This window comes from Chloroflexota bacterium (assembly GCA_016875535.1).
In the GTDB taxonomy this organism is placed as follows: domain Bacteria; phylum Chloroflexota; class Dehalococcoidia; order SHYB01; family SHYB01; genus VGPF01.
The window spans coordinates 16,049-29,800 of record VGPF01000010.1 but is presented as its reverse complement, the minus strand read 5'-3'; the positions used below and the strand labels follow the sequence as shown (position 1 = coordinate 29,800).

At 63.5% G+C, this 13,752-nt stretch carries 13 protein-coding genes; all 13 read left to right on the top strand.

The genetic code is table 11. The annotated features are described in order from the left end of the window. The first annotated feature begins 9 nt into the window (after window positions 1-9). The gene (locus FJ039_04820; protein ID MBM4405494.1) at window positions 10-1,200 is read left to right on the top strand and encodes an acetyl-CoA acetyltransferase; all 1,191 of its coding nucleotides are present in this window, start codon (window positions 10-12) and stop codon (window positions 1,198-1,200) included. Window positions 1,201-1,231: 31 nt separating this feature from the next. Beyond that, window positions 1,232-2,029: a hypothetical protein gene (locus tag FJ039_04815; protein ID MBM4405493.1), complete on the top strand. Its 798-nt coding sequence runs from the start codon at window positions 1,232-1,234 to the stop codon at window positions 2,027-2,029. A gap of 91 nt (window positions 2,030-2,120) precedes the next feature. Continuing rightward, window positions 2,121-3,221, top strand: a complete 1,101-nt coding sequence (locus tag FJ039_04810) for an amidohydrolase (protein MBM4405492.1) — start codon at window positions 2,121-2,123, stop codon at window positions 3,219-3,221. Between the two features lie 69 nt (window positions 3,222-3,290). Further along, window positions 3,291-4,445 carry a hypothetical protein gene (locus FJ039_04805; GenBank protein MBM4405491.1) on the top strand — a complete coding sequence of 385 codons (1,155 nt, stop codon included), beginning with the start codon at window positions 3,291-3,293 and terminating at the stop codon, window positions 4,443-4,445. Window positions 4,446-4,447: 2 nt separating this feature from the next. After that, complete coding sequence (locus FJ039_04800) at window positions 4,448-5,569, top strand: acyl-CoA dehydrogenase (GenBank protein ID MBM4405490.1); 1,122 nt, start codon at window positions 4,448-4,450, stop codon at window positions 5,567-5,569. Beyond that, window positions 5,569-6,810: a CoA transferase gene (locus tag FJ039_04795; protein MBM4405489.1), complete on the top strand. Its 1,242-nt coding sequence runs from the start codon at window positions 5,569-5,571 to the stop codon at window positions 6,808-6,810. The genes FJ039_04800 and FJ039_04795 overlap by 1 nt, the downstream gene beginning before the upstream one ends. After that, window positions 6,810-8,075, top strand: coding sequence for a hypothetical protein (locus FJ039_04790; GenBank protein MBM4405488.1), 1,266 nt, complete (start codon window positions 6,810-6,812; stop codon window positions 8,073-8,075). The genes FJ039_04795 and FJ039_04790 overlap by 1 nt, the downstream gene beginning before the upstream one ends. Window positions 8,076-8,088: 13 nt before the next feature. Continuing rightward, a complete protein-coding gene (locus FJ039_04785) occupies window positions 8,089-9,231 on the top strand; it encodes a thiolase family protein (GenBank protein ID MBM4405487.1) in 1,143 nt (380 codons plus the stop codon). A gap of 5 nt (window positions 9,232-9,236) precedes the next feature. After that, window positions 9,237-9,668 (top strand): hypothetical protein, encoded by a 432-nt coding sequence (locus FJ039_04780; GenBank protein MBM4405486.1) that lies wholly within the window; start codon window positions 9,237-9,239, stop codon window positions 9,666-9,668. A 4-nt stretch (window positions 9,669-9,672) separates the two neighbouring features. Beyond that, the gene (locus tag FJ039_04775) at window positions 9,673-10,371 is read left to right on the top strand and encodes an MIP family channel protein (GenBank protein ID MBM4405485.1); all 699 of its coding nucleotides are present in this window, start codon (window positions 9,673-9,675) and stop codon (window positions 10,369-10,371) included. Window positions 10,372-10,588: 217 nt separating this feature from the next. Beyond that, window positions 10,589-11,512 carry an SDR family oxidoreductase gene (locus FJ039_04770; GenBank protein ID MBM4405484.1) on the top strand — a complete coding sequence of 308 codons (924 nt, stop codon included), beginning with the start codon at window positions 10,589-10,591 and terminating at the stop codon, window positions 11,510-11,512. A 9-nt stretch (window positions 11,513-11,521) separates the two neighbouring features. After that, complete coding sequence (locus FJ039_04765) at window positions 11,522-12,454, top strand: SDR family oxidoreductase (protein ID MBM4405483.1); 933 nt, start codon at window positions 11,522-11,524, stop codon at window positions 12,452-12,454. Window positions 12,455-12,510: 56 nt separating this feature from the next. Further along, entirely contained in the window at window positions 12,511-13,749 is a 1,239-nt protein-coding gene (locus FJ039_04760) for an acyl dehydratase (GenBank protein MBM4405482.1), read from the top strand. The last annotated feature ends 3 nt before the right edge of the window (window positions 13,750-13,752 follow it).

Below are 13,752 nucleotides of genomic sequence, written 5' to 3'. Positions count from 1 at the left end.
AGGCACACGATGTCTGGCATAGGCGATAAAGTGGCGATCGTCGGCATGGGTTGCACCAAGTTCGGCGAACGCTGGGGCGATAGCCCGGAAGACCTCCTGGCAGAAGCAGCGCAGGAGGCCTATAAGGATGCGGGCGTGGAGGCCAAGGACATCAAGGCCGCCTGGCTCGGCACCATGCTCTCCGGCTGGAGTGGCCAGCCCCTAGCTAAGGCCCTCAAGCTGGACTATATCCCCATCAGCCGCGTGGAGAACTTCTGCGCCACCGGGACGGACGCCTTCCGCAACGCCTGCTTCGCCGTGGCCGCCGGCGCCTACGATATGGTGATGGTGGCGGGCGTGGAGAAGCTCAAGGACACGGGCTTCACAGGCCTCGCCTCGCCCTTTATCCTCCCGAACACGAACGTGGACGCCCCCTCGCCCCCTCCGGCCCAGTTCGCCCTGGCCGCCACGGCCTACTTCAACAAGTACGGCCTCACCCTGGAAAAGGGCAAGGAGGTCCTGGCCAAGATCGCGGTGAAGAACCACCACAATGGCAGCCTCAACCCCAAGGCCCACTTCCAGCGAGAGATTACCCTGGAGCAGGCGCTCAAAGCGCCCATGATCGCCTGGCCGCTCAGCCTCTTCGATTGCTGCGGCGTCAGCGATGGCGCGGCCGTGGCCATCATCACCCGCCCGGAGATCGCCAAGACCTTGCGGAGCGATTACGTCCTGGTCAAAGGCATGGGCCTCGCCGTCGGCGGCGATCAAGGCACCCTGCGCGACGATTCCGAGTTCCACTTCTTCCCGGAAAACGTCAGCGCCGCCAAGCAGGCCTACGCCGAAGCGGGCATCGCGGATCCGCGCAAGGAGATCAACATCGCGGAGGTCCATGATTGCTTCACTATTACGGAGCTCATCATCATGGAGGACCTGCAGTTCTCTCCCAGGGGCCAGGCCGCTAAGGATGTGGAGGCCGGCACCTTCTCCCTGGAGGGCGAACTGCCGGTCAACACGGATGGCGGGCTCAAGTGTTTCGGCCATCCCATCGGCGCAAGCGGCATCCGCATGATGTACGAGGTCTATAAGCAACTCCAGGGCAAGGCGGGCCCCCGCCAAGTCAAGAACGCCCGGCTCGGCCTCACACATAACCTGGGCGGCTACCCCGGCTCCTTCACCGGCAGCGTCGCCATCTTCGGCAGGGCCGATACCCTGCGCAAGTAGGAGCGCGGGGCCTACGCCCAAGGACACCCCTATGGCAAACGAGATCCTCGTCGAGATTAAAGACCACGTCGCCGTGATGACGCTCAACCGCCCTGAGCGCATGAACGCCTGGGTTGGCGAGATGGACCTGCTGCTGGAAGAGTGGATGCCCAGGCTGGCGAACGATCCCGAGGTGCGTGTCCTGGTGCTCACGGGCGCCGGCAAAGGCTTCTGCTCCGGCGCGGACGTCCAGGGCTGGTCCGGCGGCAAGGACCCCACTGCCAAGGACAGCGCCATCAGCCGCCGCAAAATCACCCAGTCCTCTACCGGCCTCATCCTGCCCTTCCGCGAATTCCCGCGTCCCGTCATCGGCGCCATCAACGGCGTCGCGGCAGGCGCGGGCTTCGCCCTCGCCATGGCCGCGGACTTCCGCATCGGCTCGGACACGGCGCGTCTCAGCACCATGTTCATCAAGCGCGGCCTCACCCCCGCCAGCGGCGTCACGTGGCTCCTGCCCCGCACCCTTGGCCCCGCAAAGGCCCTTGATCTGATGCTTACCGGCGATTGGATAGAAGCGCCGGAGGCGGAGCGGCTCGGCCTCTTCAACAAAGTCGTCCCCGCCGATCAACTTATGCCTGTGACCCTGGAGCTGGCGCGCAAGATCGCCAGGATGCCGCCCATCGCCGCTGAGCTGACCAAGAAAGCCGTCTGGCGCGGCATGCAGAGCGACCTTGTGCCGCACCTGGACCTGGAGACCCACTATCAAAAGCTCTGCTTCGGCACTGAGGACTTCAAGGAGAGCACCCAGGCCTTCATTGAAAAGCGTGAGCCGAGGTTCAAAGGTCGCTGACCCTGCTGGACCTCGACTGTGGCTAGGCTTTTCTCATCGTGTATCATATGGATGCCTCGCTCACTAATGTATCCGCGCCACGGAGGGCTAGATGCCGACAAAAGAACTTGTGATCTCCGCTGACTCCCATGTCAACGTCCCCCATGAAGACTGGGCAACCCGCTTGCCTGCGAAATATAAGTCTCGCGCGCCTAAGGTGGAAAAGACCCCGGAAGGCGATGTCGTCGTCTTTGAAGGCAAGCGCACCCCCCTCCAGGGCCTGGCGGCCATGGCCGGCCGCGACCCGCGAGACTTTAGCGACCGCATCAAAGAGACCAACGCGCGCCCAGGCGGCTGGGATCCCAACAAGCGCATGAAGGACCAGGATATGGATGGCGTGGCGGCGGAGGTACTCTACGGCGGCGGGCCTCCCGGCCAGTCCGATGATATCCCCTTCCGTTTTGAGCTTTACAGGGCCTATAACGATTGGCTTGCCGATTTCTGCAAAGCCCAGCCCAAGCGGCTCTTCGGCATCGGCTTCGTCCCCATCTTTGAGATTGAAGGCGCCATCTCCGAATTGAAGCGCATCAAGCAGCTGGGCCATGTTGGGGCCGTGCTTCCCACCACGCAGAACATCAAGCCCTACGGCGACCCGTACTGGGACCCGCTATGGAAGACCGCGGTTGATCTGGGCTTCCCCCTCCACTTCCACGCTCGCGAAGGCATCACCGTCAGAGGCGAAAGGCTGCCGTACGAAGGCATGCCCAAGACCGGCGCCTGGCTCTCCATCGGTGCCATTACGCAGTTCCATCTGGCGGCGGAACTCCTCTGGTCCGGCCTCTATGAGCGCTTCCCCAAGCTCCGCCTGGGCCACATCGAAGGGAATGTCGGCTGGATCCCATACATGCTGGAGCGCTGCGACCAGGTCTTTGAGCGCCACCGCTTCTGGACCAAGGCCGTCATCACCACCAAGCCCAGCGAGCAATGGCGCAGGAATTGCTTCGCCAGCTTCATCGTAGACCACATCGGCGTCCAGGTGCGCCAATGGGTGGGCGTGGATAACTTCATGTGGTCCTCTGACTACCCCCATAGTGACACCTCGTGGCCTGACTCCCAAAAGGGCATCGAATCTATGTTCAAGGGCGTGCCGAAGCAGGACAGGGAGAAGATCCTGGCAAAGAACGCCGTCAAGCTCTACCACCTCCCCTACTAGAAGAGCCTCCGAAGCATGGCCGCAACGCTCCGGTGACCCTACTGGAGCGTTGCTTTATGCTAGACGCTTATGGACCTGCACTTCTCACAAGAGGCCGAAGCCTGGCGCAAGGAAGTCCGCGACTTCCTTGACGCGGATTTGCCTCCCGAGAAGGAATTTGAGACGGAGTTCGATGAGGACGACGGTCGCTGGAACTTCGCTCTCGCCTTCTCCAAAAAGGTCGGCGCCAAAAAGTGGACCTGCCTCAGCTGGCCCAAGCAGTACGGCGGCCTGGAGCGCCCCTTCGTCTATGAAACGATCTTCCGCGATGAGTTCGCCTACCGCAGCGCCCCGCTGGTGAACAGCACCGGCCTCGGCCTGGCCGCGGGAACGCTCCTCAATTTCGGTTCCGAAAAACAGAAGCGGGAACACCTGCCCGCCATCGCCTCCATGAAAACACTCTGGGCGGAAGGCTTCTCTGAGCCTAACGCCGGATCGGACCTCGCCTCCCTCCAGACCCGCGCCGAGCTCCAGGCGAGTGGCGATTGGCTCGTCAACGGCCAGAAAACCTACATCACCTGGGCGCACCGCTGCGATGTCCTCTACCTAGCCGCCCGCACGGACCCCAATGTGCCCAAGCACAAGGGCATCTCTATCTTCTGCATGCCCCTGCGCGCCAAGGGCGTCACCATGCAAGCCCTCATGAACATCGGCGGCGGGCGCCAGAACCATATCTTCATCGAGAATGTCCGCCTTCCCGCAGACGCCATCATCGGCGAGCCGAACCAGGGCTGGCGCTACATCACCAACGCCCTCTGGGGCGGAGCGCCTTCGGGCACCGAGTGGGCGCGCTACAAGCGCGCCTTCGATGACCTTGTGACCTTCTGCAGGCATACGGGGCTGTCCAAGGACCCCATCGTCCGGGACAAGCTTGTGGACCTAGCCATGGGCTTTGAAGTCCTCAAGCTTCTCGAGTACGAGGAGATATGGCGGCTCGAACAGCAGCTGGAGCCCGCCTTTGCCGGCTCCATCGGCGTCCTCTTCATGAAGGAATTCAACACCCGCTTCGCCAACATCACCTCGGAGATCCTCGGCGCATCCGGTCTCTTCCTGGAAGGCAAGGGCGCTGTGCTCAAGGGGCGCTTGGCGGAGCTCTATGTTCGCTCGTACGGCAACCACGCGGGCGGCACGCCGCAGACCAAGCGCATGGTGCTGGCCACCCGCGGCCTGGGCCTGCCGAGGTAGCTATGGACTTAGGCTACTCCCAAGAGCAGAAGATGCTGAAGCAGGCCGCTCGCGACTTCCTATCTAAGGAAGCGCCGATGGCGAAGGTGCGCGCAGCGCTGGAGACCACCACCGGATACGATCATGCCCTCTGGAAACAGCTCGCCTCTCTCGGCTGGCTCGGCCTTCCCTTCCGCGCCGATGTCGGCGGCGGCGATGGCTCTATCGTAGACCTCGCCGCCCTATATGAAGAGTTCGGCCGCGCCCTTCTGCCTTCGCCCCATCTTGAAACCGTCGTCATCTGCGGCGGCCTCATCCAGGCATTCGCCGCCCAGGAACAGCGGAAGCGCCTCCTCCCCGCCATCGCCAAGGGCGACCTGGTTATCACACCCCTTCTTCCCAAGCCGGGGCTGCCCCCCGGACCGGATAGCGCGGGCATGCGCACCCGTCGGACGGATACGGGCTGGACGCTCAACGGCACGGCGGATATGGTGACCTTCGGCGATTCCGCCGAGGCCTGCCTCTGCCTCGCAAAGGTCGAAGGCACGCATCAGCTCGCGCTCTTCGATCTAGCCGCAGAACGCCCCGGCATGTCCGTGACTGAGCGCCCGAACATCACCAGCCAGCGTCTCTACACGGTGTCCTTTGAAAACGTCCACGCCGCGCCCGGAAGCCTAATCGGCCAGCCTGGCATGGGGTGGAAGACCGTCCAGGCAGTCCTGGACCGCGCCGCCGTCCTCCGATGCGCCCAGCTCACAGGCGCCTGCGCCCGCGCCCTGGAGATGGCCGTGGACTACGCGCGGACCCGCGTCCAGTTCGGCCAGCCCATCGGCAAGTTCCAGGGCGTCCAGTGGCTGGCGGCCGATGCCGCCGTCGCCGCCCACACGGCGTCGCTCATGACCGCCCAGGCCGCCTGGGCCATAGATGCAGGCCTGCCCCATGAGCGGGAGGTGGCGTTGGCCAAGGCCTACGCCTCCATCGCCGCTAGAGACGGCATCCGCGCCGCGCACGAAGTCTTCGCCGGCGTGGCCTTCATCGCAGAGCACGATATGCACCTCTACGCCCGCCACGCCAAGTTCTGGGAAATCTCCCTGGGCGAGGTGCGCCACTTCAAAGAGCGCGCCGCGCAGGCCATGGGGCTCTGATGACAACGCGCCCTCAGCCCCCGGCCCGCCCCTCCACCAGGGGTTACGCGTTGGACGGCATCCGCGTCACAGACTTCACCTGGTGGCACGCAGGGGCGCAGGCCACCGTCCTCCTCGCCGAATTCGGCGCTGAAGTGGTGAAGATCGAAAGCCTCAAGCCCCACGCCTCCCGCTCCATCGGCGGCCAGTTCGGCCCCGGGGTCGGCGGCGCCTGGGCTGTGGAATACCATAGCAAGATGAGCGTCACCCTCAATATGCAAGACCCGCGCGGCAGGGATATCGCCAGGGAACTCATCTCCGTCTCTGACATCGTCATAGAAAACTTCACGCCAAAAGTCCTGCCCTCCTGGGGCCTCACCTACCCGGAGATGCGCAAGCTCCGTCCTGACCTCATCTACATCTCCATGCCCGGCACCGGGCGCATCGGCCCATACAGCAGCTACCGCACGCTTGGGCCCATCGTCCAGGCCCTCTCCGGCCTCACCTTCCTCGGCGGCCTCCCCAGCGAAGAACCCTCCGGCTGGGGCTTCTCCTATATGGATCACACCTCCGGCTACTATGCCGCCATGGCGGCCATCCAAGCCGTCTATCACCGCCGCAGGACAGGGAAGGGACAGTGGATAGACCTCTCGCAGGTCTTCTGCGCCGCGACCCTCACCGGCCCATCGCTCTTGGACTACGCGGTCAACAAGCGCAACGCCTTTGTGGCCGGCAATCGCTCCAAGTATCAGCCCGCCGCTCCTTATGGCGCATACCCGTGTGAGGGCGATGACCGATGGTGCGCCATCAGCGTCATGAACGATGCCCAGTGGCACGCGCTGTGCAAAGAGATGGGCAACCCATCCTGGGCAAAGGACCCCAAGTTCGCAACCGGCGAGTCGCGAGCCGAGAACCAAGACACGCTGGATTCCCTCGTCGGCGAGTGGACGCGCCGGTTTGACCGCTACACCTTGATGGAGCGCCTCCAGGCCGCGGGCATCCCCGCCGGCGTGGTGCAGAACGGGGAAGACCGCGTCGAACGCGATCCGCAGTTCAAGCACCGCAACCTCTTCAGGTCTCTGGAACATCCAACGATGGGCTCCGGCCTGGTTCCGGATCTGCCCGTGAAATTCGCGAAACAGCAGGCCGGACCCCTCTACTCCTCCACCCCCATGCGCGAATTCAATGACGAAGTCTACAAGAGCATCCTCGGCATGCCCTCCTCCTCGGTCGAAGCCTATGAGAAGGCGGGGGTCATCTGATGCCTGGCAAGCGGTCGAACGCGCCTCCCGGCGTCTGGAACGGCCTGCGCGTCCTGGAGCTGGCCGATGAGAAGGTTCACCTCTGCGGCAAGCTCTTCGCCGATAGCGGCGCGGACGTGGTGCTCATCGAGCCGCCGGGCGGCTGCCCTAGCCGGAGCATCGGCCCCTTTGTGGATGATACGCCCGGCGCGGATCGCAGCCTCTTCTTCTGGCAGTACAACACGGGCAAGCAGTCGGTCACGATGGACCTTGCCTCACCCGGTGGGCGCGAAGCCTTTGCCGCCCTGGCCGCCAAGGCCGATCTGCTTATCGAAGGCACGGAGCCGGGCTATCTCAAGCGCATCGGCCTGGATTACACCAAGCTCAGCAAGCTGAACCCGCGCCTCATTATGGTCGCCATCACGCCCTTCGGCCAGACTGGGCCCTACGCCCGCTGGAAGACCACGGAACTGGTCAGCATCGCCATAGGCGGTCTCATGGATAACTGCGGCTATGACCCGCCCATCCCGCCCATCCGCCCCGGCGATTACCAGGCCTGGCACACTGGCTGCAACTACGCCTACATCGCGGCGACGGCGGCCCTCGTCTGGCGTGAGCAGCACGGCACAGGCGATTACCTTGATTGCTCCATCCATGACGCCCTCTGCTGCACCACGGAGAGCTCGCTGCACTACTACCTCTACGGCAAAAAGCGCGTCTACCGCGGCAGGGGGCGCTACGCCACCATCTACCCTGTCCCCTCCAACACGTACCGCTGCGCGGACAAGGGCTACCTCTACATGATGCCCGGCATCGGCTCCGGGGTGTACATGTACCAGGACATGAAGAAGCTGTGGCAGACCTGGCTCGATTGGCTGGAGCCGGACGGCCTCGCAGAGGACCTCAAAGACCCGCGCTATTGGGATCCGGTGGAGCGCGAGACGGACGCCTATCTCATAGACCAGCGCATCCGGGAGTTCTGCGCCCTGCATCCCGCTCAATGGGTCTTTGAGGAGGCGCAGAAGCGCGGCATCGTCTGCGGGCGCATCATGGCCCCACATGACCTGTTCGAAGACCCGCACTACAAGGCGAACGACTTCTTCATCCCCGTGCGCCACCAAGAACTGGGCAGAACGGTGCTCTATCCGGGTGCGCCCTTCTCCCTGCCCGCCGCGCCCTGGCGCATTTCCCGCCGCCCCCCGCTGGTGGGCGAGCACACAGGGGAAGTCCTTGGAAGCGCCTTGCGGTACCATAAGCGTCGCCCCGCGAAGTCTGGCAAGAAATAGGAGCATCCCCAGCGTGGCCGCACACCCCTATCACGATAGCTGCGCCATCGCCGGCCTTGGCGTCACCACCCAGGGCAGTCTTCCTCACCTCTCCGTACGGCAGATCGCAAACTGGGCCATCAGCCTTGCCATAGAAGATGCGGGCATCCAACGCGCCGATATTGATGGCTTCCTCTACTACCCGGAGAACTACCCCGCCATCGCCGATTGCCACTACCTGGGCCTGACGCCCAAGGTCCATTTGGGCATGGAGACGGGCGGCGCGACGGCGAACGTCATGGTGATGACCGCCTGTAGCCTCATCACCTCGGGCCTCGCCCGCACGGTCCTCTGCTTTGATGGCGGGCGCACCAAGAGCGATAGGCACCGCACCGGCTCTACGCGCTACGGCATCGGCCAAATGTGGGGACTCTACAGCGCCGTCGCTAGCGTGGCCCTCAACGCCAGGCGCCATATGCACCTCTACGGCACCACCGCCGAGCAGATGGGCGCAGTCGCCCTCACCCAGCGCGCCTACGCCAACCTGCGCCCGGACGCCGTTGACCACAACAAACCCCTCACCATGGCCGAATACCTCGCCGCTCCCATGATTGCCGACCCCCTCCGCCGCTACGATTGCACCCGCGATGCCGATGGCGCCATCGCCCTCATCGTCACCTCAGCCGAGCGCGCCAAACAGCTCAGGCGCAAGCCTGTCTACATCATGGGCGCGGGGGTCGGCCACAACATCCGCCACTGGCATGATAAAAAGCTCTATGATGAACTCGATATCGGCGTCGCCCGGGATGCCGCGCTCAAAACGGCCGGCATCACCGTCAAGGATATTGATACCGCCCAGTTCTATGACGGCTTCAGCATCCTGGTCATCATGCAGCTGGAAAGCTACGGCTTCTGTAAACCCGGTGAAGGCGGCCCCTTTGTGGCCGAGGGCCGGACAAGGCTCACCGGCGCCATCCCCACGAACACCGGCGGCGGCCAGCTTTCCGGCTACTACCGCCAGGGCTTCACGCCGCTGGCGGAGGCGGTGCGCCAAGTCCGGAGCGATGCTAGCAAGACCCAAGTGAAAGACGCTGAGATCGCCCTGGTCTCCGGCCACGGCGGCAACGCCGGGGTGCAGAACACCTGGGCGCACTCGACGTTGATCCTGCGGAGGTAGCCTTTATGCCTGACCACAACCGATACACCAAGCCCCGGCCTGACGAAGTCGCCCTGGACGGCCTTGATACGCCGTTCTGGGAGGCCGCCGCCAAGCATAAGTTCGTCTTGCACAAGTGCGCCGTCTGCAACACCTTCTACTGGCCTTCCAGCCTCTGCACCACCCACGGCGATACTGCGATGGTCTGGACGGAGGCCGGCGGGCGGGGCAAGCTCCACACCTACACCATCCTCCATCGCACGCTCCACCCTGGATTCGAGACCGATATACCGTACAATGTCGCAGTCGTCGAAACGGAAGAGGGCCCCTTCGTCTTCTCCAACATCGTCGGCTGCAGGAATGAAGATCTTCGCATAGGCATGAGCCTTGAAGTCACCTTCGATGATGTGGCTCCTGGCCTCTCTATCCCCAAATTCAAGCCATCCGCTAGAAAGTAGAACGATGCTCGCCTCCTGGCTTAACCGGAAAGATCTCAATCGCTACTTCACCGAATTCGTCGGCACCTTCATCCTCGTCTTCGTCGGCACCGGCGCCATCGTCATAGACGTGGTGACCGGCGGCACCGTCGGCAACCTGGGCATCGGCCTTACCTTCGGCCTTATCGTCATGGCCGTCATCATCGCCACAGGCCATATCTCGGGGGCGCACATCAACCCTGCCGTCACCCTCGCCTTCGCCCTCACGCGGCACTTCCCCAAGCGCGATATCCTTCCCTACTGGATCGCCCAGCTCGCCGGGGCTTGCGCCGCCGGCGCCATCGTCCTCGGCCTCTTCGGCGATGTGCGGCAGCTCGGCGCAACCCTCCCCCGTGACACCGCGTCGCAAGCCTTCATCATCGAGTTCTTCCTGACAACCATCCTCATGTTCGTCATCATGGCTGTCGCCACTGATGCGCGCATCATCAAGAGCAACGCCGCCATCGCCATTGGGGCCGTCGTCGCCCTGGAGGCCACCTACGCCGGTCCCATCACCGGCGCCTCCATGAACCCGGCGCGCTCCTTCGGCCCGTCCCTCGTCAGCGGCTACTTCGCAGACCAGTGGGTCTACTGGCTCGGCCCCATCCTTGGCGCCCTCTTCGGGGCCTTCCTCTACAAGTTCATCCACCGTATGGATGGGGCTGAAGACCACGCGAACGCGTGAACCCGTCTCTTTGCGAGCGCGGCTCCAGCCTCCATCCTCATCTCCGTAGTCATAGCAGACCGTCTTTTCCCCGTCATCGCTCTCCGGTAAAACGCACGTCTGCCTGTCCATTTCCGTTGACAGTGCCTATGTAACTTAGGTATACTCGCCGCGCTTCAGAGCACCCCTGCACATCTGGCGTTTCCTCTTTTCATCCCCACACATTCTGGAGGTCACAGTGGCTGAATGGCTGAAAGGTAAAGTCGCCGCGATCACCGGCGGCGGCGGCGGACTCGGACGTGCCATCGCCCTCGCGATGTCAGAGCAAGGCGCAAGCATCGTCGTCAACGATCTCGGCGGTTCCGTAGACGGCTCCGGCTCATCCCAGACTGCCGCGCAGAAAGTCGTGGATGAGATCAAGGCCAAGGGCGGCCACGCCGTCCCAAATTATGAAAGCGTCACCTCCGTCCAGGGTGCCGAGGCCATCGTGAAGACCGCCCTAGAGAACTTCGGCAAGCTCGATATCATGGTCACCTGCGCCGGCATCCTCCGCGACCGCATGCTCTTCAACATGAGCGAGCAGGAGTTCGACTCCGTCATCGCCGTCCACGTCAAAGGCACCTTCGCCTGCGTCAAGGCCGCATCCATGGTGATGCGCCAGCAGCGCAGCGGCCGCATCATCACCTTCACCTCCAGCACCGGCCTCTTCGGCAACATCGGCCAGACCAACTATGCCGCCGCCAAATCCGCCATCACCGGCATCACCAAGTGCGCCGCCTACGACCTTGGCCGCTACGGCGTCACCGTCAACGCCATGGCCCCTCTGGCCGCCACTCGCATGACCATGACGGAGGATGTGAAGAAGTCCCTGGCTCTCCAGGCCGAAAAGGGCATACGCTCCGGCTTCGAAACGAGCATAGACAGGATGATGCCGGAAGATGTGGCCCCCGCCGTCTGTTACCTCGCCAGCGACCTTGCGGCCAACGTCAACGGCCAGGTCATCTACTCCGCAGGCAATGAGATAGCCGTCGTCTCGCCGCCCCGCGCGGTCAAGACCATCTGGAAGCCCGGCCGGTGGACGGCTGAGGAGCTTGTGGAAGTCGTTCCCCAGACCCTCGCCCAGGGCATCGTCAACCCCGCGCCTGCCCAGGAGGCCAAGTAAGGAACCGCCATGCCAAACCTGCTGAAAGATAAAGTCGCCATCGTCACGGGCGGCGCAGGCGGCCTCGGCCGCGCCGTTTGTATCGCCCTCGCCGAACAGGGCGCCAAGGTCGTCGTCAACGATATCGGCGCCGCCCTCGATGGCGCCGGCGCGGCCCACGGCCCTGCCGATAAGGTCGTCGAGGAGATCAAGGCCAAGGGCGGCCACGCCGTCGCCAGCTATGACTCCGTCACCACCATGCAGGGCGGGGAAGCCATCGTCAAGACGGCCGTCGAAAAGTTCGGCCGCCTCGATATCCTCGTCCACACCGCAGGCATCATCCGCGACCGCATGGTCTTTAACATGACGGAGCAGGAGTTCGATGCCGTCATCCAGGTCCACCTCAAGGGCTTCTTCACCGTCAGCCGCTTCGCCTCCATGGTCTTCCGCCAGCAGCGCAACGGCCGCATCATCGGCTTCACCTCCACCTCCGGCCTCTTCGGCAACGTCGGCCAGGTCAACTACGGCGCCGCCAAGGACGGCATCGCCGGGTTCATCCGCGGCGCCGCCCTCGATCTTGGCAAGTACGGCGTCACCGTCAACGGTATCGCCCCCGTCGCTGAAACGCGCATGACCGCTATCCCCGAATCCGCCATGCAGGCCCGCGAGCGGGCCGGCATCTCCACCACCCAGGCCGCCAGGGAAATCCCCTGGCCCAAGCGCCTCCCGGAAGATGTCGCCCCTGCCGTCGTCTTCCTCTGCACGGACGCCGCCAAGAATATCAACGGCCAGTTCCTCTGGGTCCAGGCCGGCATGATCTCCCTCCTCAGCAATCCAACCATGTACCGCAACATGAAAAAGGGCGGTCGCTGGACCTTTGAAGAGATCGCCCTCCTCTTCCCCCAGACCATCGGCAAAGACCTGGTGAACCCCGCGCCACCCCAGCCCGCCCAGCCGAAATAACCCGGGTAGGGAACGGCCTTAGGCCGTCCCGCCCAACCGCGAACAAGGAGACGCCCGTGACCACACAAACTCCTAACCCGGACGTTGATGCCAAGATCACGCCCGAAGACGTCGCCAAGATGCGCATGCTCGTCAACCAGCCGGAGCAGAACAACGACCCTACCTGGAACCCCGTGGCCATGGCCAACGACTTCCGCCGCTACCTCAACAACTGCGGCGATAATAACCCCCTCTACGCCAATCCTGATTACGCCAAGAACACCCGCTGGGGTAACGTTATCGCCCCGCCCATGTTCATCATCACCATGGGCTATGACCGCTCCGGCACCCTCGATCCGGAGCTGAAGGCGAAAACCAGGGGCGCCCTACGCGGCATCGGCATGTACCAATCCGGCTTCGAGTTCGAGTTCTTCCGCCCCATCTACCCGGGCGATGAGCTCTTCAAGCGCTCCTATGTCTCGGACGTCATCGAAAAGCAGAGCGAGTTCGCCAACAAGTCACTCCTCATCAAACACGCCACCTCCTACTGGAACACCCGCGGCGAAGATGTGGGCGTCTACCGCTACCTCATGATCCACGCCGAGCGCGGCACCGCCGCCAAAAAGGGCAAGTACGTCGAAATTAGCCAGGCCAAATACACCGAGGAAGATATCAAGAAGATAGACGAGGCTTATGAGGCCGAGTACGTCCGCGGTGCGACCCCTCGCTACTGGGAGGACGTCGTTGTCGGCGAGGAGCTTCCCACGATGGTGCGCGGGCCGCTTACTCTGGTGGATATCATCGGCTTCCATATCGCCATCGGCTGGGGCGGCTTCGGCATCAACCCGGGCAAGATGAACTACTTCAATAAGAAGCGCATGCCCCGCTTTTACGTCCCCGGCAAGTACGGCTACCCGGAAGCCGTCCAGCGCATGCACTGGGAAGAAGATTGGGCAAAAAAGGTCGGCACCCCCATGTCCTACGATTACGGCATGATGCGCTGCCAGTGGGCCATGAACTACGCCACCAATTGGGCCGGCGACGATGCTTGGCTCTGGAAGATCGAATGCGAGATGCGCAAGTTCAACTACCACGGCGATACTCAGTGGTATAAGGGCAAGGTCGCCGAGAAGTTCAAGGAAGGCGACCACTACTGCGTCAAGCTCGATTTCTGGGCCGAAAGCCAGCGCGGCGAAACGACCACCCCAGCCCGCGCCACCATCATCCTCCCCTCAAGGGAAGGCGGCCCCGCGCGCCTGCCCGTCCCGCCCAAGGACTACGCGGCGGAGAAGGCCCTGCAGGCAAAAGCCTCCTAGCAG

Bases quoted from the DNA above. Each gene is read 5' to 3' on its own strand.
- FJ039_04820 (MBM4405494.1), top strand. From the start codon at position 10: ATGTCTGGCATAGGCGATAAAGTGGCGATCGTCGGCATGGGTTGCACC.
- FJ039_04815 (MBM4405493.1), top strand. From the start codon at position 1,232: ATGGCAAACGAGATCCTCGTCGAGATTAAAGACCACGTCGCCGTGATG.
- FJ039_04810 (MBM4405492.1), top strand. From the start codon at position 2,121: ATGCCGACAAAAGAACTTGTGATCTCCGCTGACTCCCATGTCAACGTC.
- FJ039_04805 (MBM4405491.1), top strand. From the start codon at position 3,291: ATGGACCTGCACTTCTCACAAGAGGCCGAAGCCTGGCGCAAGGAAGTC.
- FJ039_04800 (MBM4405490.1), top strand. From the start codon at position 4,448: ATGGACTTAGGCTACTCCCAAGAGCAGAAGATGCTGAAGCAGGCCGCT.
- FJ039_04795 (MBM4405489.1), top strand. From the start codon at position 5,569: ATGACAACGCGCCCTCAGCCCCCGGCCCGCCCCTCCACCAGGGGTTAC.
- FJ039_04790 (MBM4405488.1), top strand. From the start codon at position 6,810: ATGCCTGGCAAGCGGTCGAACGCGCCTCCCGGCGTCTGGAACGGCCTG.
- FJ039_04780 (MBM4405486.1), top strand. From the start codon at position 9,237: ATGCCTGACCACAACCGATACACCAAGCCCCGGCCTGACGAAGTCGCC.
- FJ039_04775 (MBM4405485.1), top strand. From the start codon at position 9,673: ATGCTCGCCTCCTGGCTTAACCGGAAAGATCTCAATCGCTACTTCACC.
- FJ039_04765 (MBM4405483.1), top strand. From the start codon at position 11,522: ATGCCAAACCTGCTGAAAGATAAAGTCGCCATCGTCACGGGCGGCGCA.